The sequence below is a fragment of the Streptomyces sp. NPDC048270 genome (genome assembly GCF_040652335.1).
Lineage (GTDB): Bacteria > Actinomycetota > Actinomycetes > Streptomycetales > Streptomycetaceae > Streptomyces.
On the sequence record NZ_JBEZLV010000008.1, the window covers coordinates 190,419 to 213,248 of the forward strand.

Consider the following 22,830-nt stretch of genomic DNA (forward strand, 5'->3'; position numbering starts at 1 on the left):
CGCCTACAGGGGGCCGAAGCGGTAGCCGAAGCCGCGCACGGTCTGGATGTAGCGGGGGCTGCGGGCCGGGTCCTCGATCTTGTGGCGCAGGCGGCGCACGCAGGCGTCCACCAGCCGGGCGTCGGCGTGGTAGCTGTGGTCCCAGACGTACTCGAGCAGCTGCTGGCGGGAGAAGACCTGCTCGGGCGAGGCCGACAGGTGCAGCAGGAGCTTCAGCTCGCTGGGGGCGAGGGGGACGCGCTCGCCGTTCTTGGCGACGGTGAGCCCGGAGCGGTCGATGGCCAGCTCGCCGTGCTGCTCGACCTCCGGGCGGCTGCCCGCCGGGACGCTGAGCCGGCGCAGTACGGCCTTCACCCGGGCCTCTATGACCTCGGTGCGGGCGGGTTTGACGATGTAGTCGTCGGCGCCGGCCTCGAGGCCGATGACTATGTCGAAGTCGTCGCCGCGCGCGGTGAGCATGATGATCGGCACCTGGCTGGTCTCGCGGATGCGGCGGCAGACCTGCACGCCGTTGATCCCCGGCAGCATCAGGTCGAGCAGTACCAGCTCGGGGCGGAAGCCCGCCATCAGGTCGAGCCCCTCCTCGCCGGTCTCGGCGGCGCTGACCTCGTGGCCGCGCCGGCGCAGGCCGAGGCCCACGCCCTCCCGGATGGATGGGTCGTCCTCGATCAGCAGTACGCGTGGCATCCGGTCAGTATCCCAAGCTGTTTCGGTGGCCCGCCTCGGGCTATCGGCCGGTCCTGCGCCGCAGGGAGGCCAGCTGGTCGGTGATCTCCGTCAGGCGCAGCGGCCCGGCGAGGAGGACGACGACGAGCAGCAGCACGGCGGTTCCCGCCCCGACCCCGGCGAAGTCGCCGAACCGGCCGGCGGCGCGGGCGGCCGCGTACCCGGCGGCGGCGGCCGGCACGCAGGCGGCCAGCAGCCGCAGGTGCGTGCGCAGGGCGGTGGCGCGCAGCTCGGCACGGGTGCCCGTACGCGGGCCCAGCCGCCGGGCGAGGACGTACGCGGTGACGGCGGCGCCCGCGGTGAAGGCGACCGAGGAGGCTCCCGCCATCCCGGTGACCGCCCAGCGCAGGGGCAGCAGGAGGTAGGCGGCGTAGGACAGTCCGGCGTTCAGCGCGACGATCACCAGGTTCAGGAAGAACGGGGTGCGGGTGTCGGAGAGGGCGTAGAAGCCGCGGGAGAGCACGTACTGCGCGGAGTAGGCGACCAGGCCGGGGGCGAAGGCGATCAGCATGCCCGCCATGGCCTCGACGTCGGCGGCGCCGGTGCGGCCGTACCCGTAGACGGCGCCGATCACCCAGGGCGCGAGGGCGGCGAAGAGTACGGCGGCGGGGACGACGAGGGCCGCGCTGGAGCGCAGCGCGTAGGAGACGTCCCGGCGGACGCCGGCGAGGTCGCCGTCGCTCGCGGCGGAGCTCATCCGCGGCATCAGGGCGGTGACGAGGGAGACGGTGATGATGCCCTGGGGGACGACCCACAGCTGGTAGGCGTTGCTGTAGGCGGCGTAGCCGGCGCCGCCGGCGAGGTCTCCGACGGTGGTGGAGAGCCGGGTCACGACCCAGTAGGCGATCTGGTTGGTGAACACGAGCAGGACCAGCCAGCCCGCGTTGCGCAGGGGGCGGGTGAGGCCGCTGCCGCGCCAGTCGAAGCGGGGGCGCCAGCGGAAGCGGGCGGCGCGCAGCGAGGGGACCAGGGCGAGGGCCTGGATGACGATGCCGGCGGTGGTGCCGAGGCCGAGCAGCCGGGTCTCGCCGGCGGTCAGGCCGTCGGCGGCGTCGTGGGAGACGTAGAGGAAGAGCCCGAAGACGCCGATGACCACGAAGTTGTTGAGGACCGGGGTCCACATCATCGCGCCGAACCGGCCGCGGGCGTTCAGCACCTGGCCGAGCAGGGTGAAGAGCCCGTAGAAGAGGATCTGCGGGAGGCAGAAGCGGGCCAGGGCGACGGTGGTGCTCTGCTGGGCGCCGGTGTACGAGGGGGTGTACGCGCCGATGATCAGCGGGGTGGCGAGTACGGCGACCGCGGTCAGCACCACGAGCGCCACGGTGCAGGCGGTCAGCAGCCGGTCCGTGTAGGCGGCTCCGCCGTCCCGGTGCTCCTTGGCGGCGCGGACCAGCTCGGGTACGAAGACGGCGTTGAGGGCGCCGCCGACGAGCAGCATGTACAGGATGTTCGGGACGGTGTTGGCGACGGCGTAGCTGTCGCCGAGCAGGCCGGCGCCCAGGGCCGCGACGACGACGGCGGAGCGGACGAAGCCGGTGGCGCGGGACACGATCGAGCCGGCCGCCATGAGCGCGCCGCTGCGCAGCACCGAGGAGTTCCCCGGGGCTGCGCCGCTGCCGGTCTCCCCGGCGGCCGGTCTGGTGTCGGTGGCCGTCACCGGCGGGCCAGGTAGGCCTGGAACGCCTTGTAGAGCGCCGTGTTGGCGTATCCGTCCATCGGGGTCTCCCACTCGCCGAGCGTCTCGACGACCTGTCCGCCGGTGCCGAGCTTCCAGCGCAGCAGCCCGAAAGAACGTTCGTCGGGGTCGAGGGTGGAGGGTACCCCGCGCATGTCGTACTCGTCCGCTCCGAGGGCGTGGGCGTCGCGCATCATGCGCCACTGCAGGGCGTTGCTGGGCCGTACTTCGCGGCGGTGGTCGGCCGAGGCGCCGGTCTGGTACCAGACCCGGGTGCCGGCGACGATCATCGTGTGCGCGGCGAGTACCTCGCCCTGGTGGATGCCCAGGTAGAGCCGCATGCGGCCGGGCTCCTCGGCGTTGAGCACCTCGTACTGCTGCTGGTAGTACGCCAGGGAGCGGCCGAGCCGGAAGCCGTCGCGCTCCTCGGTGATCCTCAGCAGCCGGTAGAACTCGGGCAGGTCGGCGGCGCTGCCGAGGACCGTCTCGACTCCGGCCTTGTCGGCCTTGCGCACGTTGCGGCGCCACTCCTGGTTCAGGCCGGACCACAGGTCGCCCGGGGTGCGGCCGGCGAGGGGGACCCGGAAGACGTGGCGGGGCTGGGCGTCCCCGTCGTCCTCGCCCCCGCAGCGCTTCCAGCCGCGGGTGCGCAGCCGGTCGGCGAGGGCGGCGCCGACCGGGTCCACCTCGGTGGCGAGGACGTCGGATATCTGCCGGCCGGGCCCGGTGGCGGACTTGACGGTGGCCGCGTCCCAGCGCCGGTAGGCGGGGGTGGGGCCGATGCGGACGGCGAAGGCACCGGCCGTCTTGAGGTGGCGCATGAGCGGGTTCAGCCAGCGGTCGATGTGCGGGTCGGCCCAGTCGGCGACCGGCCCCTCGGGCAGGTAGGCGAAGTATTTGCGGGTGCCGGGGAATTGGCGGTAGAGCACGAGTCCGGCACCGGCCATTCGACCGTCGGGGTAGTGCCATCCGACCCTTTCCGAGCGCCAAAGGTCCTTTACCTCGGCCCATGAGGGGTACTGGAGAAAGCTGGCGCGGCCGTGCCGGGAAAGGAACTGCCGGTATTCGTGGACGGACAGGGCGCGCACCCGGAGCTCCTGGTCCTGGTCCTGCTGGGTGGGGGTCACGAGCAGTGCACACACGGCTGACGGCCTTCCTCTTCGTCCGGCGAGCGGGATGCACAGGACTCTCACAGCTGTCCATGACCGAAGTGCGCGGCGATTGTGACCGGACGATGACCGTTTCGCTGCGGTCCATGTCACAACCGAAAGCAGGATCTTTTCGGCGGTTTTCGCAACCTACAGTCGTTCCGTTCGCATCTACATCTGCGAACGATCACCTTTTCCCGCTACTCGAAGGGACCCTTCGTTGAGCCGCATACGCCGTACCGCCATGGCGAGCACCGCACTTCTGGCCGCCGCGCTGACCGCATGCTCGGGCGGGAGCGGGAGCGGAGGCGACTCGACCGGCAAGGCCGAGCTGAAGCCGAAGGCGGACATGGCGGTCTCGGTGAACCTCACGGGCGATCAGGTGAAGGCGGGCCAGCCCGTCACGGTGACCATCGCCGAGGGGAAGCTGGCCCAGGTGAAGGTGACCGACGCCAAGGGCGCCGAGCTGCCGGGGAAGATATCCGACGACGGCAGGACCTGGACCTCGGAGCGCAACGCGGCGCCCGGCGCGGAGTACAAGGTCGAGGCGCAGAACACCGAGAGCCAGAGCGCCTCGACGCAGTTCAAGACCTCCGCCGCGGACAAGGTGAACAAGGTCTCGATCAACGTGCCCAAGGGCAGCACCGTCGGCGTGGCGATGCCGGTCTCGATCGTCTTCGACAACCCGGTGGCGAACAAGGCCGAGGTGGAGAAGCAGCTCAAGGTCACCACCTCGGACAACACCGAGGGCTCCTGGGGCTGGATCAAGGACTACTCCGGCAACGACCGCGTCGACTGGCGGCCCAAGGACTACTGGAAGTCCGGCACCGACGTGAAGGTCGAGATGAACCTGAACGGCGTGGACTCCGGCAAGGGCGGCGGCCTCTTCGCCAAGGACTACAACACCGAGTTCAAGATCGGCAAGGACCGGCGGATCGAGGTCAGCCTCGACACCAAGAAGATGTCGGTGACCGAGGACGGCCAGACGCAGAAGACGATCCCGGTCTCGGCCGGCACCCCCGGCGGCAAGAAGGCCTCCTGGTCCGGGAAGATGGTGATCATGACCAAGGAGGGCACCATCCGGATGGACTCCCAGACGGTGGGCCTCGACGACGCCTACGACAAGATGGTCGACTACTCGATGCGGCTCACCTGGTCGGGCATGTACGCGCACGCCGCCCCGTGGAACTCCGGCAACTTCGGCCGCGCCAACACCAGTTCCGGCTGCGTGGGGATGAGCGACTCCGATGCCAAGGACTTCTTCGCCAAGTCCCAGATCGGCGACCCGTTCGAGGTCGTCGGCGGCGGCTCGAAGGGCAACGCCGACATCGGCAACGGCTACGGCGAGTGGAACCTGACCTTCGACCAGTGGAAGGCCAAGAGCGCACTGACCGGCACCGCGCAGAACGGCTGACCCCTCCGGGGCGGCCATTACCCCCGCCACCCCGCCCATCGATCGTTACCAGCGCGTAACTTACCGACGGGTTACCTCCAGTAACCCCCTCCCGTTACCGTCGGGTCACTTTGACAACCCCGGCGCACGCGAGGAGCGATCGATGCAGCGCACCACCACCGCCGCAGCCGTGGCGGCCCTGTTGGCGGCAGCCGCCCTGGGCCTGGCCCCCCACCAGGCCCAGGCGGCTCCCGCCGGCACCGGGGCGGGCGCCTCCGCCGCCCCTTCGCAACTGAGCTTCCACGACATCCCCGGCTCCGGCGGCATCACCCTCAAGGGCAACGTCTTCTCCCCGTCGGCCGCCGAGGCCGGCCGGAAGTACCCGCTGATCGTGCTGCCCACCAGCTGGGGCATGCCGCAGATCGAATACATCGCGCAGGCCAAGAAGCTCGCCGACTCCGGCTACGTCGTGGTCGGTTACACCTCCCGCGGCTTCTGGCTCTCCGGCGGGCAGATCGAGGTGGCCGGCCCCCCGGACGTCGCGGACGTCTCGGCCGTCATCGACTGGGCGCTGGCCCACACCGCCGCCGACCCGGACCGCATCGGCCTCGGCGGGGTCTCGTACGGCGCGGGCATCAGCCTGCTGGCCTCCGCGAACGACCCCCGCGTCAAGGCGGTGGTCTCGATGAGCGGCTGGGCCGATCTGATCGACTCGATCTACTCGGGGCGCACCCAGCACCTGCAGGCCGCCGTCATGCTCGGCGCCGCCGGCTCCCTCACCGGCCGGCCCGGCCCCGAACTCCAGCAGGTCCTCGGCAACTTCCTCGGCTCCCGCCTGGACAAGGAGCAGGAGATGATCGAGTGGGGGAAGAAGCGCTCGGTCGCCTTCTCGGTGGACAGGCTCAACGCCAACGGAACGGCCGTCTTCCTCGGGAACGCCTGGGGCGACACCCTCTTCCCGCCGAACCAGTACACGAAGTTCTTCGAGCGGCTGACCGGGCCCAAGCGCCTGGAGCTGCGGCCCGGCGACCACGCCACCGCCGAGGCGACCGGCCTGTTCGGCCTGCCCAACGACACCTGGACCAACGCCCGGCGCTGGTTCGACCGCCACCTCAAGGGCGAGCGCAACGGCGTGGACGCGGAGGCGCCGGTCCAGCTGAAGTCCCGCAGCGACAACGGGTACGAGGGCTACCCCGACTGGAAGTCCGTCGGCGCCGGCGGCAGCGAGAGGCTCGCCCTGAACGACAGCGAGCACCTCTTCGCCAACGTCGACTCCGGGGCCAACGGCGGCATCCTGCTGCTGTCCAACGTCCTGGACCAGATCGCCAGAACACCGCCGATGGCCTCGATCCCCCTCCTCCCCCGCTCCTTCGCCGCCGTCTGGCAGTCCGAGCGGTACGACGAGGACCGCCGCATCCGCGGAGCCGTGAAACTGCACACCACGCTCACTCCCACCAAGGGCGACGGCACCTTCGTCGCCTACCTCTACGACGTCGGCCCGCTCGGCATCGGCAAGCTGGTCAGCAACGCCCCGTACACCTTCCACGGCAAGACCCCCGGGCAGGCCTTCGGCGTGGACCTGGAACTGTTCTCCACCGCCTACGACGTGCCCGGGGGCCACCGGCTCGCCCTTGTCATCGACACGGTCGACCCGCTCTACATCGAGCACAACCCCACCGGTGCACAGCTGACCTTCTCCTCGCCCGCCACCGATCCCAGTTACGTCTCGGTGCCGCTGCGCGAGCAGTGATCCACGGCTGCTGCCGGACGGGGGGCTCCCCCTCGGGGCTACTCCCGTCCCGGCAGCACCACTCCCGGCTCGGGCGGCCCCACGTCCACCGCCCTGGTCTTGACGTTGCGCCGCTCCCGCCGGGCCACCCAGGTGGCGAACCAGGAGAGCAGCATGCACATCCCGATGTAGATCGGGGAGATGATCATCACGACGGGGATGAAGGGCAGGTCGTAGTCGAGGTTCGAGGCGATCAGCTTGCCCGCGTGCAGGAACTCCTCATAGGTGATCAGGTAGCCCAGCGAGGTGTCCTTCAGCGCCACCACCAGCTGGCTGATGATGGTGGGCAGCATCGCCCGCACCGCCTGCGGCGCGAGGATGTAGCCCATCACCTGTGTCTTGCGCATGCCCAGCGCGTACGCCGCCTCGCGCTGCCCCCTTTCCACCGCGTTGATGCCCGTACGGAAGACCTCGGCGAGCACCGAGCCGTTGTACAGGGTCAGTCCCGCCACCAGCGCCGGCAGCGGCTGGACCTTGAGCGCCACGAAGATGAAGAAGATCATCACCAGCACCGGCATGGCCCGGAAGAACTCCACGCACAGGGTCGCCAGCCAGCGCACCGGCCGGTGGACCGAGAGCCTGCCGGTGGCCAGCACCGCGCCGAGCAGCAGGGAGAGCACCGCGGCGTAGGCGAACGCCTTGAGGGTGTTCCACAGCCCCTTGAGCAGCAGCTCCTGGATGCCCTCGTAGGCGAAGGGACGCCACTTGGCGGTGGTGAACTGGTGGGTGTCGAAGAGCAGGTAGAGGATCCAGCCGGCCAGGGCGAGGATCGCGGCGGTCGAGGCGATCCCGTAGAAGAGGTGGCGGCGCTGGGCGCGCGGGCCCGGGATGTCGTAGAGGGCGGTGGACTCCAGGTCGCCGTGGAGCGCGTGCGCGGTCATCGGGCGACTCCGTAGCGCTTCTCCAGCACGTTGAAGACCGCGCTGATGGACAGGGTGATGATCAGGTAGCCCACGGCGATCCAGACGAAGGTCCAGATGATGCTGTAGCCCAGCTCGTTGAGGGTCTTGTAGGTGCCCAGCAGCTCGGTGACGCTGAACGCGCCCGCGATCGCGGAGTTCTTGGCGAGCGCGATCAGCGTGGAGCCGATGGGCGGGATGACGGAGCGGAAGGCCTGCGGCAGGATCACCGAGCCCAGCGTGTGGCCGAAGGTCATGCCGAGGCTGCGGGCCGCCTCGCCCTGCCCCTTGGGCACGGTGTTGATGCCCGAGCGCAGCACCTCGCAGATGAAGGCGGAGGTGTAGCAGCCCAGCGCCAGGACGGCGAAGAGCTGGAAGGGCAGGACGAGCCCGAAGCGGGGCAGGCCCAGCAGTACGGCGAAGAAGAGCAGGGTGAGCGGGGTGTTGCGCAGCACCGTGACCCAGACCGTGCCGAAGACCCGGAAGGAGCCGACGGGGGCCACCCGGAACGAGGCCATGACGAAGCCCAGGACCAGGGCGAGCAGGGAGGCGTAGACGGTCAGCTCGACGGTGCCGAGGAAGCCCTTTCCGTAGAGCGAGAAGTTCTCGGTGAGTACGTCCATGGCGGTGCCCTCTCCTTCAGCTCGCCGGGTAGCGGTCGATGGGGGGCGGCGTCGGGGCGGGCACGCCGGACAGGCCGAGCGTCGCCTCGTACGCCTTCTTCCAGTTGCCGTTCTCCTCCTGTGCCTCCAGGGCGTCGTCGAGGGCGAAGCGCAGGGCGTTGTCGCTGCGCGGGACGCCGATGCCGTAGGGCTCCTTGGAGAACGGCTCGCCGACCACCTTGAGCTCCTCGGGGACCTTGGCCGCGTAGCCGAGGAGGATGGAGTCGTCGGTGGAGACGGCGTCGACCTGGTAGGTGAGCAGGTTGTCCACGCAGGCCGAGTAGGTGTCGTAGGCGACGAGGACCGCCTTCGGGAACTCCTTCTGGAGCCGCTGGTAGGGGGTGGATCCGGCGGCCGAGCAGACCTTCTTGCCGGCGAGGTCCTGGGGGCCTTTGATGTCGTCGTCGTTCCTGCGGACCAGCAGGGACTGCCCGGCCATGAAGTAGGGGCCCGCGAAGCCGACCTGCTTCTTGCGGTTGTCGTTGATCGTGTAGGTGCCGACGTAGTAGTCGATCTGGCCGTTCTGCAGGGCCGTCTCGCGGTTGGCGGAGGCGATCGTCCTGAACTCGATGGTCTTCGGGTCGAAGCCGAGGGAGGCCGAGAGCATCTTGGCGATCTCGATGTCGAAGCCGGAGTACCGGCCGCCGGAGGGGTCCTTCTCCCCCAGGTACGGCTGGTCCTCCTTGACGCCGACCACCAGGTGGCCGCGGCGCTTGGCCTTCTCCCAGGTGCGCGAGGCGGGCAGCTGGAACCCGGTGTCGACCTGGTAGACGGGCAGGTCCTCGGGCTGCGGCCCCTTGACCGGGGGACTGCCGGACTTGCCGCAGCCGGCGGCGGCCACGGTGAGCAGGAGGACGGCGAGGGCGCGGATCGCGATCATCGTCGGCCCCCTCAGTGCTTCAGGATCTTGGAGAGGAAGTCCTGGGCCCGGGCGCTCTCGGGGGCGGTGAAGAACTCCTCCGGGGTGCGGTTCTCGATGATCCTGCCGTCGGCCATGAACACTACGCTGTTGGCGGCGGAGCGGGCGAAGCCCATCTCGTGGGTGACCACGACCATGGTCATGCCCTCGGAGGCGAGCTGCTGCATGACCTCCAGCACCTCGTTGATCATCTCCGGGTCGAGCGCGGAGGTGGGCTCGTCGAAGAGCAGGGCCTTGGGGTTCATCGCGAGGGCGCGGGCGATGGCCACGCGCTGCTGCTGCCCGCCGGAGAGCTGGGCGGGGTACTTGGCGGCCTGGTCGGCGAGGCCCACGCGCTCCAGCAGCTCCCGGGAGCGCTTGTCCGCCTCGTCCCTCTTGCGGCCGCGGACCTTCATCTGGGCGAGCGAGACGTTGGCGAGGACCGTCTTGTGCGCGAAGAGGTTGAAGGACTGGAAGACCATCCCGACCTCGGCGCGGAGCTGGGCCAGTTCCTTGCCCTCGTCGGGCAGCGGCTGCCCGTCGATCAGGATCGTGCCCGATTCGATGGTCTCCAGCCGGTTGATCGCCCGGCACAGGGTCGATTTCCCGGAGCCGGAGGGGCCGATGATCACCACCACCTCCCCGCGGCCGACGGTGAGGTTGATGTCCTGCAGGACGTGGAGCGTCCCGTAGTGCTTGTTGACGTCCCGCAGCTCGATCAACGGATCGACGGCCATGCGCTGCCCTGCCCACTTGTCGGTGTCGAGGTCTGCGCAAACTATCCAGCCCGGGAAGGGCACTTCGCCTCGACACGCCTAAAGGGGCATAAACGTCGCATAAACCTCCGCCTCGGTCAGCTTTCGGAGGCCTCGGCGTACGCCTGGCTGAGCTCGGGGGATCCGGTCATCGCCCAGGACACCCCGGACTCGATCACGTTCAGCTCGCGGCCGGAGGCCAGCCGGATCACCGGCTGGCCGTTGGGCCACACCTGCCAGCCCGTCCCCGGGATGGTGCGGACGATCACGGTGCCGAGGTAGAAGCCCGCGTCGTTGCCGAGCCACGGCACGATCTCGGGATCCCGTCGCCAGCGGGGCATCAGCTGGTCGAGCGCCTCCAACGAGGCCGGGCTCTCGTCGAGTTCCAGTCCGGCCGACCTGGCCTGGACGCGCAGCATCTCGCACTCCGAGAACAACTCGGCGATGCCCTCGGGATCATCGGCCAGGGCGGCGGCAAGACCCGCGGTCCGTTCCGTTTCGTGCCGGTTCAGCCAGTTGTCCAGGAAAGGGATGTTCATACCGCCCAGCGTCGCACCAGGATCCGCCGCTGGCCACAGGGCGCGCCTGGATCCGCGGGCCCGGATCGGGTCCCGCGGTCCCGCGGCTCCCCACCTGCCCTACCGGTCGAGGTCCAGGTCGACGACGACCGGCGCGTGGTCGGACGCCCCCTTGCCCTTGCGCTCCTCGCGGTCGACATAGGCGTCGGTGACGGCCTTGCCGAAGGACGCGTTCCCGTACACCAGGTCGATGCGCATGCCCCGGTTCTTGGGGAAGGCGAGCTGGCGGTAGTCCCAGTACGTGTAGGGCCGGTCGTACTTGAGGGGGCGCGGCAGCACGTCGGAGAGCCCGGCCGCGCGCAGCGCCTCCAGGGCGGCCCGCTCGGCCGGGGTGACGTGGGTGAGGCCCTCGAAGACCGCCGGGTCGTACACGTCCTCGTCGGTCGGCGCCACATTGAAGTCGCCGAGCACCGCGAAGGGGCGGGGTCCGGCCGCGTCCTCGGCGACGGCCGCGGTCAGGGAGCGGAACCAGCTCAGCTTGTAGCCGTAGTGGTCGTGCTCGACCTCGCGGCCGTTGGGCACGTAGACCGACCAGAGGCGGACCCCGCCGCAGGTGGCGGAGATCGCACGGGGCTCCTGGACGCCCTCGTAGTCGGGCCCGCCGGGCAGGCCCGTGACCACGTCGTCCAGGCCCACCCTGGAGACGAGGGCGACGCCGTTCCACCGGCCGGTGGCGTTGACGGCCGACTCGTAGCCGAGCTCGCGCAGCTCCGCGTGCGGGAACTGCTCCGCGGAGCACTTGGTCTCCTGGACGCACAGGACGTCCGTGCCGGAGCTCTCCAGCCAGGCGAGCAGGCGCGGCAGCCGGGCGGTGATGGAGTTGACGTTGAACGTGGCGATACGCATGCGTCCCAACCTACCGCCCGGCACCGACAGTCACAGGTCGGTGGCGTCTCCGGCGGAGAGCCGGCCGTGATCGGTGCCGCCCAGGGTGCCCAGGGCCATGTCGTAGACGGGCCGGGCGATGTCGGAGAGGTAGGCGTCGTGGATGTCGATGGCCCGCCGCGGTTTGACCTCGCGCAGGTAGTCGATCACCTCGGCCACCTTGTTCCAGGGGGCGTGCACCGGGACCATCAGCGTGTCCACGGGCGTCTCGGGCACGGTCAGGGCGTCCCCGGGGTGGAAGAGCGAACCGTCGACGAGGTAGCCGACGTTGGTGATCCGCGGCATGTCGGGGTGGATCACGGCGTGCAGCTCGCCGTGCACCTGGACGTCGAACCCGGCGGCGCTGAAGGTGTCGCCGTGGCCCACGGTGTGCACCCGCCCCGGGTAGGCCGGCGCCAGGCGGTCGGCGACGCTGCGCAGGGTCCACAGCGCGGCGGCCGGGTCGGCGTCGAGTGCGGCGCGCAGCCGTCCCTCGTCGAAGTGGTCGGGGTGCTCGTGCGTGACCAGCAGGGCCTCGGCCCCGAGGCCCGCGTCCGGTTCGCTGAAGGCGCCCGGGTCGATGACGAGCGTGCGCCCGTCCTTCTCCAGCTGGACACAGGAATGCAGCCGCTTGGTGAGCTTCATGATCCCAGGCTAGCCGGGGACCGGCCCCGGTCAGGGGGTGGTGGTGGAGACCACGTAGACCTTGGAGACCTTCGGGTCGGTGAGGTCGACCGTGATGTCGCGGGTGGGCCGCGGGTCGGCCTGTTCGAGGGTGGTGCCGAGCCAGTCGGTGCTCTGCGTCCAGTCCCACCCCGCGACCGAGGTGTCGTGGGCGGAGATGGACACCCCGGGCGTCAGCTCCTCCCGGCTGGTGCCGACCGAGGCCAGGAACGCGTCCAGCTCGGGCGGGGTCACGGCGAACTGCGTGAACAGCCGGCTCGTGCGCCAGTTGTTGGTCTCCAGGAACCCGACCCGCCAGGCCTTGGGCGGGATGGGCACCTCGTAGATGCTGCGCTGCACCCGGGAGGGCCAGCCCGGACGCACCTTGGACGCGCCGACCTTGGCCGCCTTGTCCCGGCCGCTCTCGCGGCTCTGCTGGGTGGAGATCGCCAGGTAGCCCGCGGGTACGCCGACCAGCAGCAGGATGATGATCGCGGTGATCCAGCGGCGCTTGACGACGTGCCTGCGGTCCTCGGCGGTGGGCGGCGGGCCGCCCCCCTCGGGGGACGGGGCCTGGCGGGGCAGGGAGGGCGGGGTCACGGCTGCTCGGTGTCCTTGGGGTCGGTCGCAGCCGCGGGGCCGGCGGGGTCGCGCCGGCCGAGCTGCTGCGCGTAGCGCTCGTACCGTTCGTAGCGCTCGACGCGGCGGCGGGTGGCGCGCCGGAAGCGGCGGGCGACGAGCCGGGCCAGGTCGGCGGCGCCGACCATGCCGGCCTCGGGGCCGAGCTGGGCCTTGGCGATCCGCGCCTCGGGCCGGTAGCCGCGGCCGGTCAGGTGGCGGCGGAACGCGTCCCGGGCGGGGCCGATCAGCAGGTCGTCGGCCGCGCTGACGCCGCCGCCGATGACGAAGCAGGAGGGGTCGAGGGCCGCGGCCAGGTTGGCGATGCCCACGCCGAGCCACTGGCCGATGTCCTGGAGGAGTTCGACGCACATGGCGTCGCCCTCGCGGGCCAGCTCGGTGATCAGCGGGCCGGTGATCTCGGCGACGTTCCCGCCGACCCTGGCGATGATGTTGTAGGCGACCGGCGAGTCGGCGGCGGCCAGCTCACGGGCCTCGCGGACCAGCGCGTTGCCCGAGCTGTACTGCTCCCAGCAGCCGCGGTTGCCGCAGGGGCAGCGGTGCCCGCCGGGAACGACCTGCATGTGGCCGAACTCGCCGGCGACCCCGTACCGGCCGCGCTTGACCTGGCCGCCCTCGAGGATGGCCCCGCCGATGCCGGTGCCGAGGGTGATCATGACGAGGTGGTCCTCGCCGCGCCCGGCCCCGAAGCGCCATTCCGCCCAGGCGGCGGTGTTGGCATCGTTGTCGACCATGACCGGGACCGCGAGGCGGGACTGGAGCGCGTCGCGCAGCGGCTCGTCGCGCCAGGCCAGGTGGGGGGCGAACAGGACGCGGGAGCGGTCGGCGTCCACCCAGCCGGCCGCCCCGATGCCCACGGCGTGCACGTCGTGCCGGTCGGAGAGGTCCAGCACCAGCTCGACGATGGTGTCCTCGACGACCTTGGGGCTCTTGGACTTGTCCGGGGTCTCGGTGCGGATCTTCTCCAGGATGACGCCGTCGGCGTCGACCACCCCGGCCATCACCTTGGTGCCGCCGATGTCGATGCCGACGGTCGGGACCCGCGGGGCGGTCAGGTGCGACCGGCGCTCACGGGTCCCGATGGTCCGCAGGACGGTGCCTCGCGCCGCCCCCCGGTGGGCGAGCGGGAAGTCCCGGTACGTGCTCATCGAGTCGTGTCGTCCCTGTCGGCGTCGGAAGGATCGGAAGCGGTGGAGGCGGCGGAAGCGGAACCGGATGCGGTGTCCGGACCCGATTCTGCCACCCGCTCCAGCTCGTGGCTCAGTTCGTCGAGCTCGGAGCCGCCCGCCATCTGGCGGGTGAGCTCGTCCAGGGTGATCGAGTCGCGGGTGTGGCTGCCCGCCATGGTGCCGCGCTTGAGCAGCACGAACCGGTCGCCGACCAGGTGGGCGTGGTGCGGGTTGTGGGTGATCAGCACCACCCCGAGGCCCGCGTCGCGGGCGGCGGCGACGTACTTGAGGACCACGCCGGACTGCTTCACGCCGAGGGCGGCCGTGGGCTCGTCCAGCACGAGGACCTTCGCCCCGAAGTAGACCGCCCGGGCGATGGCCACGCACTGCCGCTCGCCGCCGGACAGGGTGCCGATGGGCTGGTCTACGTCGCGCAGGTCGATGCCCATGCGCAGCAGCTCGGCGCGGGTGGTCTCGCGCATGAACGGTACGTCGAGGCGGCGGAAGGGGCCGCGGCCCCTGGTCGGCTCGGAGCCGAGGAAGAAGTTGCGCCACACCGGCATCAGCGGGACGACGGCGAGGTCCTGGTAGACCGTGGCGATCCCGCGGTCGAGGGCGGCCCGGGGGTTGGCCAGTACGGTCTCCTCGCCCTCGATCTCGAAGGAGCCGGCGTCGTGCTGGTGCAGGCCCGCAATGATCTTGATGAGGGTGGACTTGCCGGCGCCGTTGTCGCCCAGCACGCAGGTGATCTCGCTGGCCGAGACCTCCAGGGAGACCCCTTCGAGGGCGCGGATGTTGCCGTAGTACTTGCTGACGCCGGTCAGCTTCACCAGGGAGGTGGCTTCGGTCACGGTCGCTCCGGTCACGGTCACTTCGCCTCCGCCCGCTTGCGGACCCATGCGTTGAGCAGCGTCGCGAGCAGCAGCATCGCGCCGAGGAAGAACTTGAACCAGTCCGGGTTCCACTGGGCGTAGACGATGCCGTTGCTGGTCATGCCGAAGATGAAGGCGCCGACCGCCGAGCCGATGGCGGAGCCGTAGCCGCCGGTCATCAGGCAGCCGCCGATGACGGCCGCGATGATGTAGAGGAACTCGTTGCCGACGCCCTCGCCCGACTGGACCACGTCGAACGAGAACAGGATGTGCTGCCCGGAGATCCAGGCGCACAGGGCGACGCCCATGTAGAGGCCGATCCGGGTCTTCACGACGGGGACGCCGGTGGCGCGGGCCGCGTCGGCCCCGCCGCCCACCGCGAAGATCCAGTTGCCGGCGCGGGTGCGCAGCAGGATCCAGGTGGCCACGGCTACCAGGACCAGCCACCACAGGATGGTGACCTTCAGGGTGACCGAGCCGATGTTCCACTGCGAGGCGAACAGGGCGCGCGCGGAGGAGAAGCCCTCCATGTCGGCGATGCTCTTCGTGGAGACCGAGCCGCTGATCAGCTTGGTGAAGCCGAGGTTCAGGCCGGTCAGCATCAGGAACGTGCCGAGCGTGATGATGAAGCTGGGCAGTCTGGTCCGGGTCAGCATGAAGCCGTTGAAGAAGCCCACGGCCAGGGTGACCAGCAGCGACACCAGGACGCCGACCCAGACGTTGGCGGTCATCTGGTAGCTGAACATCGAGCTCAGCAGCGCCGAGGTGGTGACCATGACACCGGCGGAGAGGTCGAACTCGCCGCCGATCATCAGCAGCGCCACCGGGACGGCCATGATCCCGATCGTGGAGGCGGAGTACAGGACCGTGCTGAGGCTGGAGGCCCGCAGGAAGCTGTCGGCGGCGAAGGAGAAGAAGACGAAGACGGCGGCGGCGCCGACGACGGCTCCGAGCTCCGGGCGGCCCAGCAGCCTGCGGACCACCGAGGTGGGCGCGAGCCGCTCGTCCACCGTGGCGGACGCGCTCATCGGCTGCCCCGCTTGATGAACTCCTCCAGCTTGGCGGCCTCGGCGCCGGTGACGATCTGCGGCCCGGTGAGCACCGGACGGCCGCCGCCGAGGGTGTCCGCGTTGTAGCGGTAGAGCCAGAGCAGGTCGACCGCCTCGTAGCCCTGGAGGTAGGGCTGCTGGTCGACGGCGAACCCGAGGGCCCCGGACTTCAGGTCGCGGGCGACGGACTCGTTGAGGTCGAAGGTGTCCACCTCCGCCTTGCTGGAGGCCGCCTCCTTGGCCTTGACCGCGGTGGGCGCGAAGGGGGCGCCGAGCGTGAGGATCGAGTCGACGGACGGGTCCGCCTGGAGCTTCGCCTGGATGGCGGCCTGGACGGAGGGCATGTTGGTGCCCTCGACGTAGAGGTTCTCCATGGTGCCGGAGAAGGTCTTCTTCGCCCCGGCGCAGCGCTGCTCGTGCCCCACGTTGCCCTGCTCGTGCAGGACGCAGACGGCCTTCTTGCGGCCGCGCTTGCCCAGCTCGGTGCCGACCGCCTCGCCCGCGATCGTCTCGTCCTGGCCGATGTGGGTCAGCGCCCCGTACTCGGCGGACTGGGCGGAGCCGGAGTTGACCGTGACCACCGGGATGCCCGCCTTGACGGCCTTGCCGATGACGTCCTTGAGGGCCTCCGGCTTGGCCAGGCTCACGATGATCCCGTCGACCTTCTGGTCGATGGCGTTCTGCACGAACTGCGCCTGCTGCTGTGCCTGGTCGTCGTGGGCGTAGACGAAGTTGATGTTGTCCTTCGCCGCGGCCTCCTTGGCGCCCTTCTGGACGATGTCCCAGAAGGTGTCCCCGTCGCCCGCGTGCGTGACCATCGCGAAGGTCCAGCGCGGGGTGGAGACGGCCGGCCGGCCCGCCTCGGCGGCCTTCGCCCGCTCCTCGGCGCGCTTGCCGCCCGTGCTGCTGCAGCCCGCGAGCGAGGCTCCCAGCACCGCCGCGAGCACGGCGCCCACGACGCGTACCCCTGTCCGAACCCTAGCCACGTCGCCGTGCCCTTCCCTCGTCACCAATTCGGTCATTCCGGTTCCAGCCGCTCAGTATCCGCCACAGTGGACCATGCAGGCTCATCGGGGCAGGCCCGGGCAGATTGACAGGTCCCCCGTACGGGGTCAGGTTGAGTGCATGCGCATCGGGCTCATCGGGACGGGCCGGATCGGGTCCTTCCACGCGGCGGCGCTGGCCCGCCAGGCCGACGCGGGCTCGCTCCTGCTCGCCGACGCCGAACCCGCGCGGGCGGCCCGGCTGGCCGACCGGCTCGGGGCCACCGCCGCGCCCACCGTGGAGCAGGTCTTCACCTGGGGCGTGGACGCGGTGGTCGTGGCCTGCGCCACGGCGGGGCACGCGGAGCTGGTCGTACGGGCGGTGCGCGGCGGGCTGCCGGTGTTCTGCGAGAAGCCGCTGGCCCCGGACCTGGCCCGGACCCTGGCCGTGCTGCGCGAGGTGGAGGCGGCCGGCGGGGTGCTCCAGGTGGGTTTCATGCGCCGCTTCGACGCGGGCTACCGCACGGCCCGGGACCTGGTCCGCTCGGGCGCCCTGGGCCGGCTGCACACCGTACGGACGATGACGGCCGACCCGGTTCCGCCACCGGCCGCGTACCTGCCGACCTCGGGCGGGCTGTACCGGGACTGCCTGGTGCACGACTTCGACATGGTCCGCTGGGTCACCGGGCACGAGGTGAGCGAGGTGTACGCGGCCGGTTCGGACGCGGGCCCGGCGCGGTTCCGGGAGGCGGGCGACATCGACACCGCCGCGGCGGTGCTCACGCTGGACGACGGGACGCTGGTCACGGCGACCGGTACGCGGTGCAACGGCGCCGGGTACGACGTGCGGATGGAGCTGGCCGGGGAGCTGGACCAGGTCTCCGCCGGGCTGGACGACCGCACGCCGATCGCCTCGACCGAGCCCCAGGGCCCGCCCCCGGCGAGCAAACCGTGGACCGGGTTCCTGGAGCGCTTCTCCCCCGCGTACGAGGCGGAGCTGGCGGCCTTCGTGCGCCTGGTCCGCGGCGAGGGCCCCAACCCGTGCGACGGCCGGGAGGCACTCGCCGCGTTCCGGGTCGCGGAGGCGTGCGAGCTCTCGCGCCGCGAGGGGCGCCGGGTCCGGCCGGCGGAGCTCCCGGATCTGTGAGCGGGTGGCCATCGGGCCACCTTAGGGCCCCCGTTCGATGCGGATGGGGAGCGGATTCGGACAATCAGCCGACGGCGCGCCGTCCCCACGCCGTCCCGGCGAGCACGAGGGCGGCGCCCGCGAGGCCGACCGGGCCGAGGTGCTCGCCGCCGATGGCGATGCCGGCGGCGGCCGCCCACAGCGGCTCGGTGCCGAGCAGCAGGCTGACGCGGGAGGGCGAGGTGCGGCGGACGGCCCACATCTGCACGAAGAAGGCGAAGAGCGTGCACAGGACGGAGAGGAACACCAGCCCGGCCCACTCGGCGGCCCCGAAGCCGGCGGCCACGGCCCAGGGGCTGTCCCCGGTGCCGGGTACCCCCGCCAGGACCGCGAAGACGAGCAGGGCGCCGCCGAGCTGGACGGTGGTGAGGGAGAGCGCGTCGGCGTCCTGGACGGCCTTGATACGGGCCGTGAGCAGGACGTGCAGGGTCCGGGCGAGGGCGGCGGCCAGCATGAGCAGATCGCCGAGGCCGGGTGCGGTGAACCCGCCTCCCTGGGTGAGCAGGACGACGCCGGCGACGGAGAGCGCGGCGGCGGCCAGGAACGGGACCGAGGGCGTCCGCCTGCGCACGGCCGCCTCGGCGAGCGGGGTGAAGATCATGGTCAGGCTGATGATCAGCCCGGCGTTGGTGGCGGAGGTGTGCACGACCCCGTAGGTCTCCAGCAGGAAGATCCCGCCGAGTACGAGGCCCAGCAGCCCGGCGCCGCGCAGCTGGGCGGGGGTGAGCGCGCGCAGCCGGCGCCGGCCCGCGAGGGCCAGCACGGGCAGCACGATCCCGAAGCGCAGGACGAGCACGCCGATCACGGTCTGGGCGGTGGTGATGCCCTTGGCGGCGAGGTAGCTGCCGCCCCAGACGACGGCGACGGCCAGGACGGGCAGGTCGGCGAGCCGGGCGGCGCGGCCGGGCGGGTGGCCGGGGGCGCCTGCGGGGGCGCCGGCAGGGGCGCCGGGGACGGCTTCCAGGGCGGGCGGGGGCGAGGTCACGGGGCTGTCTCCAACGGTCCGGGAGGAGTGGAGACTTCGGCGGCTCGCACGCGTGCGGGCTCACCGTACCGGAGACGATCATGCCGGTCGAGCCCTTTGCGGACCTGTCCGACCGGGCCTCCTCGAGGGCCTCCTGCTGCTCGTGGCCCCCCGCATCCGCCCGGTCGGCCTGATCCGCCGGCCCGAGCACGAGTCCCCGGACCTGCTCGTCCTGCGCGAGGGCCGCGCGGTCCGGCCGGCGCGGGACCCGCGCCGGCGGCGGCCTACTCCCCGATGGTCCCGAAGGCGGCCCGCCCGTTGGTCCGGTAGGTGTGGACGGCGATGCCCGAGGAGGTCGTACGGGAGCCCGTCAGCTCGAAGGCGGTCGGCAGCCCGCCGGTCGGGAACAGCCGCCGCCCCGCGCCCAGGAACACCGGGAAGACCAGCAGGTTCAGCTCCTCCACGAGGTCCCGCGCCAGCAGCCACTGCGCGAGCTGTCCGCTGCCGTGCACCTGGAGCTCCCCCTCCAGCCCGTCCTTGACCCGGACGACCTCGCTCTGCAGCTGCTCCCCGTCGAGCACGGTGGCCGGCCCCCAGGCCGGCTCCTCGAGGGTGGTCGAGGCCACGTACTTCGGCAGCCGGTTCAGGTGGGCCGCGACCGGGTCTGCGGGGTCGTCGTGCCGGGGCCAGTACGAGGCGAAGATCTCGTAGGTCTTCCGCCCGAGCAGGAAGGCCCCGGCCCGGTCGAAGACCTCGGTGACGAACTCCCCCATGCCCTCGTCGGCGTAGGGCACCACCCAGCCGCCGTACGCGAACCCGCCGCTGGTGTCCTCCTCGGGCCCGCCGGGCGCCTGCATCACGCCGTCGACGGACAGGAAGGTGGTGAGGGTCAGCTTGCCCATGGCTCTGCTCTCCTGGCTCGATCGTCCTTACGCGGGTTCAGACTCGCGGGCCGCCGGATTCTCATCGCCCCGCCACGCGGGAGCCCGCGGCCGGCTCCCACGATCGCCCGCCCGCGCCGGCGGCACGCCTACCCGGAGCCGCCGGGGTTCAGCAGCTCGTCGCCGAGCGGAGTGCGGCGGTAGAGCACGTGGCGGCCGTCGCGGGCGCGGGTGACCAGGCCGGTGCTGTGGAGGACCGCCAGGTGCTGGGAGACGGCGCTCGGGGTGACCTGGAGGCGGCGGGCGATCTCGATGGTGGGCAGGGGGCCGTCGAGGAGGGCGAGGAGCGTGGCCTTGGGCGAGCCGAGCAGGGTGCGGAGCGCGGTGGCGTCGGGAGGGCGCGGCGCGGACCACAGGGTGGCCACGCCCCTGCTGGGGTAGGCCAGGGCGGGCGGCTGGTCGGCGGTGACGGGTGGGGCGGGCTTGTGGGCGAAGACGGAGGGGACCAGGAGCAGTCCGCGGCCGGCGGCGGGGATGTGGAAGTCGCCGAGGACGTTGTCGATGTGCAGGGTTCCGTCCTTCCAGTGCAGGTTGGGGTGCATGTCGGCGAACAGCCGCCGGGCGCCGCCGACGGCCAGCTGCCGGGCCCGGTAGGTCATATCGGCTTCGAGGACGAGCCGCATCGCCGGCCAGGCGGGCTTGATCGCGAGGGTCCAGTACGCGTGGAGCAGCCCGCAGACGGCGTCGCGCAGGGCGATGACCGCGCCGTCGGCTCCGGCGGTCGCCGCGTGCAGCGGCGCGGGCAGCGGGTCGGGGGCGTGCGCGTCGAGCAGGTCGCGGCGGACGATGCCTGCCGGGGTGCGGCGTACGACGGCCAGTTCCTCGGCGAAGGTGGCGGAGAACCGCCGGGGGCGGGGGCTCAGGAAGTCGGGCAGCGTACGGCGCCTCGCGACCAGCGAGGTGAGGAGTTCCACGTCGAGCGCCCCGATCCCGGGCACCACCGAGCGGCGCCAGGGGGCGTGGACCGCGGACAGGCCCGGCTCGCGCAGGACGCGCAGGCTCAGCACGGTGTCCTGGAGCGGGGACAGGGCGAAGCGGGTGTCCGCGAGGTCGTCGGCATCGAGCCCGAAGCTGATCATTAAGCCCGAGGCTACATCCATTGGCGGGGGTGGCCCGGTGGGCTGGACTTCCGGGCATGACGGAGAAAGCAGTCCCGGCGGCCGGGAGTTGGAGCGAACCGCCGCCGCCGGCCCCGACGCCGGGGCCCGCCCGCGCGGCAACGGCGCCCCCGACAGACCGGTCAGCCCCGGCAGGCCCGACACCGCCGGCCCGGGCGACACGGCCGACTCCGGCAGACGCGCCGGCCCGGGCAGACCGTACAGCCCAGGCGACCCCGGCAGGGCGGGCGGGCCGGGCAGCGGCGACCCTCCAGACGGCACCGGCAGCCACGGCGACCCCGGCAGACCTCACAGACCCGGCCCCGGCGGGCCCGGCGCGCCCAGCGGACCCCGCAGACCCGGCAGACCCGGCAGGCCCCGCACCGGCGGCCCCGGCGGACCGGGTGCGACGGACGGCCCCGGCAGGCCCGGCGCGCCCAGCGGACCCCGCAGACCCGGCAGGCCCCGCACCGGCGGACCGGGTGCGACGGACGGCCCCGGCGGGCCCGGTGCGCCCCGTGGCGGCGTCGGCGGCGGTCGTGCTCGATCGGCGGCTGATCGCGCTTCTCGCGCTGACCTGCGCGGTCGCCGTCGGCAACATCTACTTCCCGCAGGCCGTCAGTCCGATCGTCGCCGCCGCCCTGGGCACCTCGCCCGACAAGGCGGCCGTCGTGGTCACCGCCACGCAGATCGGCTACACCGCGGGCATCTTCCTGCTGGTCCCCCTCGGCGACCGGATCCCCTACCGCCGGCTCCTCGTCACCCTGCTCGCGGTGAGCGGCGCGGCCCTGCTCGCCGCCGCCCTGGCCCGCAGCCTGGCCCAACTCGTCGCCGCCAGCGTCCTCGTGGGCGTGACCACCACGTCCGCCCAGCTCATCGGCCCCATGACGGTCGGCCTGGTCGCGGAGGGCAGGCGCGGCGCGGTGATGGGGACCCTGCTCAGCGGCTCCATCGGCGGCATGCTCCTGGCCCGCACCTTCAGCGGTGCGCTCGGTGAGCGGCTCGGGTGGCGGGCCCCCTATCTGGTGGCCGGGCTCGTGGTGCTGTGCCTCGCGGTGGTGCTGGCCCGTGCGCTGCCCGTCACCGCGGCCGCCCCCGCCACCGCCCCGCCCCGGGTGCCCCTGCGCTCGCTGCCGGTCCAGCCGCTGCGGCTGCTGCGCGCCGAGGCCGGACTGCGCCGCTCCGCCTCCTACCAGGCGGCCCTGTTCGGCGGGTTCTCCGCCGTCTGGACCTGCCTGGCCCTGCTCCTGACCGGCCCGCTCTACGGTTTCGGCCCGCAGGCGCTCGGGATCGTGGCGCTCACCGGGGCGGTCACCATGGCGTGCACCCCGATGGCCGGCCGGATCGTGGACCGCCACGGCTCCGACCCCGTCAACCTGGCCTGCTTCCTCGGCACGCTCGCGGCCGCGGCCGTCCTCGCCGTCGGCGCCCGGGGCGGCGGCGCGGGGCTCGTCGCGCTCATCCTCGGCACCCTGCTCCTGGACACCGCCATGCAGTGCGGCATGATCGCCAACCAGGCCCGCTTCTACGCGCTGCGCGACGACTCCCGCAGCGCGCTGAACACGGCCTACATGACCTGCGTCTACCTCGGCGGCAGCGCCGGATCCTGGCTCGGCCTCCAGCTCTACCGGCACGGCGGCTGGCTGGGAGTCTGCGTACTGCTGGCTCTGCTGACGGCTCCCGGCGTCGATTGCGCCCGCCGGGTACGGGCCGCGAAACGCCGGGGCTGACGCCCGTCGGCACGCCGCCGCCGCCGCGAACCCGCTGAGGGGCGTGTGCCGGACCGCACGGGGCGGTGCGGCAAACGCGCAGCGCGCCCCGGGGGTCGTGGAGTTCGGTGATCTCGTCGCCGCGCACGGTTCAGCTGTTGTAGCCGCCGA

The 22,830-nt window shown here is 71.9% G+C and carries 22 protein-coding genes; 4 read left to right on the top strand and 18 right to left on the bottom strand.

Annotated elements, in window-relative coordinates:
* Positions 1-3: 3 nt before the first annotated feature.
* Genes AB0D66_RS10585 through AB0D66_RS10595 form a run of 3 tightly spaced genes read right to left on the bottom strand, consistent with a single transcriptional unit; the run spans position 4 to position 3,543 of the window.
* Positions 4-687, bottom strand: coding sequence for a response regulator transcription factor (locus tag AB0D66_RS10585; RefSeq protein ID WP_362299758.1), 684 nt, complete (start codon positions 685-687; stop codon positions 4-6).
* A gap of 40 nt (positions 688-727) precedes the next feature.
* Positions 728-2,383 carry a murein biosynthesis integral membrane protein MurJ gene (gene murJ, locus AB0D66_RS10590; protein WP_362299761.1) on the bottom strand — a complete coding sequence of 552 codons (1,656 nt, stop codon included), beginning with the start codon at positions 2,381-2,383 and terminating at the stop codon, positions 728-730.
* Positions 2,380-3,543, bottom strand: coding sequence for a peptidoglycan bridge formation glycyltransferase FemA/FemB family protein (locus AB0D66_RS10595; RefSeq protein ID WP_362299764.1), 1,164 nt, complete (start codon positions 3,541-3,543; stop codon positions 2,380-2,382). Before AB0D66_RS10595 ends, murJ begins: the two co-directional genes overlap by 4 nt.
* A gap of 250 nt (positions 3,544-3,793) precedes the next feature.
* On the opposite strand from AB0D66_RS10595, the gene AB0D66_RS10600 reads away from it, so the two are divergent.
* Together AB0D66_RS10600 and AB0D66_RS10605 are read left to right on the top strand one after the other, a co-directional pair.
* Positions 3,794-4,963: an Ig-like domain-containing protein gene (locus AB0D66_RS10600; RefSeq protein WP_362299847.1), complete on the top strand. Its 1,170-nt coding sequence runs from the start codon at positions 3,794-3,796 to the stop codon at positions 4,961-4,963.
* A 142-nt stretch (positions 4,964-5,105) separates the two neighbouring features.
* Complete coding sequence (locus tag AB0D66_RS10605; RefSeq protein ID WP_362299767.1) at positions 5,106-6,692, top strand: CocE/NonD family hydrolase; 1,587 nt, start codon at positions 5,106-5,108, stop codon at positions 6,690-6,692.
* A gap of 38 nt (positions 6,693-6,730) precedes the next feature.
* Here AB0D66_RS10605 and AB0D66_RS10610 read toward each other — a convergent pair whose 3' ends face one another.
* The 12 genes from AB0D66_RS10610 to AB0D66_RS10665 form a co-directional block, all read right to left on the bottom strand.
* The gene (locus AB0D66_RS10610) at positions 6,731-7,612 is read right to left on the bottom strand and encodes an amino acid ABC transporter permease (protein ID WP_362299770.1); all 882 of its coding nucleotides are present in this window, start codon (positions 7,610-7,612) and stop codon (positions 6,731-6,733) included.
* Entirely contained in the window at positions 7,609-8,253 is a 645-nt protein-coding gene (locus AB0D66_RS10615) for an amino acid ABC transporter permease (protein WP_362299773.1), read from the bottom strand. The genes AB0D66_RS10610 and AB0D66_RS10615 overlap by 4 nt, the downstream gene beginning before the upstream one ends.
* A gap of 16 nt (positions 8,254-8,269) precedes the next feature.
* Complete coding sequence (locus AB0D66_RS10620) at positions 8,270-9,172, bottom strand: glutamate ABC transporter substrate-binding protein (protein ID WP_362299776.1); 903 nt, start codon at positions 9,170-9,172, stop codon at positions 8,270-8,272.
* An 11-nt stretch (positions 9,173-9,183) separates the two neighbouring features.
* On the bottom strand, positions 9,184-9,927 hold the full coding sequence (locus AB0D66_RS10625) for an amino acid ABC transporter ATP-binding protein (RefSeq protein WP_362299778.1): 744 nt from the start codon (positions 9,925-9,927) through the stop codon (positions 9,184-9,186).
* A gap of 116 nt (positions 9,928-10,043) precedes the next feature.
* Positions 10,044-10,484 (bottom strand): DUF6278 family protein, encoded by a 441-nt coding sequence (locus AB0D66_RS10630; protein ID WP_362299780.1) that lies wholly within the window; start codon positions 10,482-10,484, stop codon positions 10,044-10,046.
* A gap of 99 nt (positions 10,485-10,583) precedes the next feature.
* Positions 10,584-11,369, bottom strand: a complete 786-nt coding sequence (locus AB0D66_RS10635; RefSeq protein ID WP_362299783.1) for an exodeoxyribonuclease III — start codon at positions 11,367-11,369, stop codon at positions 10,584-10,586.
* Positions 11,370-11,399: 30 nt separating this feature from the next.
* Positions 11,400-12,032 carry an MBL fold metallo-hydrolase gene (locus AB0D66_RS10640; protein ID WP_362299785.1) on the bottom strand — a complete coding sequence of 211 codons (633 nt, stop codon included), beginning with the start codon at positions 12,030-12,032 and terminating at the stop codon, positions 11,400-11,402.
* Between the two features lie 30 nt (positions 12,033-12,062).
* Positions 12,063-12,650 carry a hypothetical protein gene (locus tag AB0D66_RS10645; RefSeq protein WP_362299788.1) on the bottom strand — a complete coding sequence of 196 codons (588 nt, stop codon included), beginning with the start codon at positions 12,648-12,650 and terminating at the stop codon, positions 12,063-12,065.
* Positions 12,647-13,837 (bottom strand): ROK family glucokinase, encoded by a 1,191-nt coding sequence (locus AB0D66_RS10650; RefSeq protein WP_362299791.1) that lies wholly within the window; start codon positions 13,835-13,837, stop codon positions 12,647-12,649. The genes AB0D66_RS10645 and AB0D66_RS10650 overlap by 4 nt, the downstream gene beginning before the upstream one ends.
* The gene (locus tag AB0D66_RS10655; protein WP_362299794.1) at positions 13,834-14,757 is read right to left on the bottom strand and encodes an ATP-binding cassette domain-containing protein; all 924 of its coding nucleotides are present in this window, start codon (positions 14,755-14,757) and stop codon (positions 13,834-13,836) included. Before AB0D66_RS10655 ends, AB0D66_RS10650 begins: the two co-directional genes overlap by 4 nt.
* The gene (locus tag AB0D66_RS10660) at positions 14,727-15,758 is read right to left on the bottom strand and encodes an ABC transporter permease (protein ID WP_362299797.1); all 1,032 of its coding nucleotides are present in this window, start codon (positions 15,756-15,758) and stop codon (positions 14,727-14,729) included. The genes AB0D66_RS10655 and AB0D66_RS10660 overlap by 31 nt, the downstream gene beginning before the upstream one ends.
* Positions 15,755-16,735, bottom strand: coding sequence for a sugar ABC transporter substrate-binding protein (locus AB0D66_RS10665; RefSeq protein ID WP_362299799.1), 981 nt, complete (start codon positions 16,733-16,735; stop codon positions 15,755-15,757). Before AB0D66_RS10665 ends, AB0D66_RS10660 begins: the two co-directional genes overlap by 4 nt.
* 169 nt (positions 16,736-16,904) lie before the next feature.
* On the opposite strand from AB0D66_RS10665, the gene AB0D66_RS10670 reads away from it, so the two are divergent.
* On the top strand, positions 16,905-17,909 hold the full coding sequence (locus AB0D66_RS10670) for a Gfo/Idh/MocA family oxidoreductase (protein ID WP_362299802.1): 1,005 nt from the start codon (positions 16,905-16,907) through the stop codon (positions 17,907-17,909).
* Positions 17,910-17,973: 64 nt separating this feature from the next.
* On the opposite strand, the gene AB0D66_RS10675 is transcribed toward AB0D66_RS10670, so the two are convergent.
* From AB0D66_RS10675 to AB0D66_RS10685, 3 genes are all read right to left on the bottom strand, one after another.
* Positions 17,974-18,828 (bottom strand): DMT family transporter, encoded by an 855-nt coding sequence (locus AB0D66_RS10675; RefSeq protein ID WP_362299850.1) that lies wholly within the window; start codon positions 18,826-18,828, stop codon positions 17,974-17,976.
* A 368-nt stretch (positions 18,829-19,196) separates the two neighbouring features.
* Complete coding sequence (locus tag AB0D66_RS10680; protein WP_362299805.1) at positions 19,197-19,814, bottom strand: dihydrofolate reductase family protein; 618 nt, start codon at positions 19,812-19,814, stop codon at positions 19,197-19,199.
* 128 nt (positions 19,815-19,942) lie between these two features.
* Positions 19,943-20,932: an ArsR family transcriptional regulator gene (locus tag AB0D66_RS10685; protein WP_362299808.1), complete on the bottom strand. Its 990-nt coding sequence runs from the start codon at positions 20,930-20,932 to the stop codon at positions 19,943-19,945.
* A gap of 536 nt (positions 20,933-21,468) precedes the next feature.
* Between AB0D66_RS10685 and AB0D66_RS10690 the strand changes: the two genes are divergently transcribed.
* On the top strand, positions 21,469-22,680 hold the full coding sequence (locus tag AB0D66_RS10690; RefSeq protein ID WP_362299811.1) for an MFS transporter: 1,212 nt from the start codon (positions 21,469-21,471) through the stop codon (positions 22,678-22,680).
* Positions 22,681-22,830: the final 150 nt, after the last annotated feature.

Bases quoted from the DNA above. Each gene is read 5' to 3' on its own strand.
- AB0D66_RS10680 (WP_362299805.1), bottom strand. From the start codon at position 19,814: ATGGGCAAGCTGACCCTCACCACCTTCCTGTCCGTCGACGGCGTGATG.
- AB0D66_RS10670 (WP_362299802.1), top strand. From the start codon at position 16,905: ATGCGCATCGGGCTCATCGGGACGGGCCGGATCGGGTCCTTCCACGCG.
- AB0D66_RS10625 (WP_362299778.1), bottom strand. From the start codon at position 9,927: ATGGCCGTCGATCCGTTGATCGAGCTGCGGGACGTCAACAAGCACTAC.
- AB0D66_RS10610 (WP_362299770.1), bottom strand. From the start codon at position 7,612: ATGACCGCGCACGCGCTCCACGGCGACCTGGAGTCCACCGCCCTCTAC.
- AB0D66_RS10600 (WP_362299847.1), top strand. From the start codon at position 3,794: ATGGCGAGCACCGCACTTCTGGCCGCCGCGCTGACCGCATGCTCGGGC.
- AB0D66_RS10635 (WP_362299783.1), bottom strand. From the start codon at position 11,369: ATGCGTATCGCCACGTTCAACGTCAACTCCATCACCGCCCGGCTGCCG.
- AB0D66_RS10650 (WP_362299791.1), bottom strand. From the start codon at position 13,837: ATGAGCACGTACCGGGACTTCCCGCTCGCCCACCGGGGGGCGGCGCGA.
- AB0D66_RS10685 (WP_362299808.1), bottom strand. From the start codon at position 20,932: ATGATCAGCTTCGGGCTCGATGCCGACGACCTCGCGGACACCCGCTTC.
- AB0D66_RS10615 (WP_362299773.1), bottom strand. From the start codon at position 8,253: ATGGACGTACTCACCGAGAACTTCTCGCTCTACGGAAAGGGCTTCCTC.
- AB0D66_RS10620 (WP_362299776.1), bottom strand. From the start codon at position 9,172: ATGATCGCGATCCGCGCCCTCGCCGTCCTCCTGCTCACCGTGGCCGCC.
- AB0D66_RS10605 (WP_362299767.1), top strand. From the start codon at position 5,106: ATGCAGCGCACCACCACCGCCGCAGCCGTGGCGGCCCTGTTGGCGGCA.
- AB0D66_RS10660 (WP_362299797.1), bottom strand. From the start codon at position 15,758: ATGAGCGCGTCCGCCACGGTGGACGAGCGGCTCGCGCCCACCTCGGTG.
- AB0D66_RS10655 (WP_362299794.1), bottom strand. From the start codon at position 14,757: ATGGGTCCGCAAGCGGGCGGAGGCGAAGTGACCGTGACCGGAGCGACC.
- AB0D66_RS10630 (WP_362299780.1), bottom strand. From the start codon at position 10,484: ATGAACATCCCTTTCCTGGACAACTGGCTGAACCGGCACGAAACGGAA.
- AB0D66_RS10640 (WP_362299785.1), bottom strand. From the start codon at position 12,032: ATGAAGCTCACCAAGCGGCTGCATTCCTGTGTCCAGCTGGAGAAGGAC.
- AB0D66_RS10585 (WP_362299758.1), bottom strand. From the start codon at position 687: ATGCCACGCGTACTGCTGATCGAGGACGACCCATCCATCCGGGAGGGC.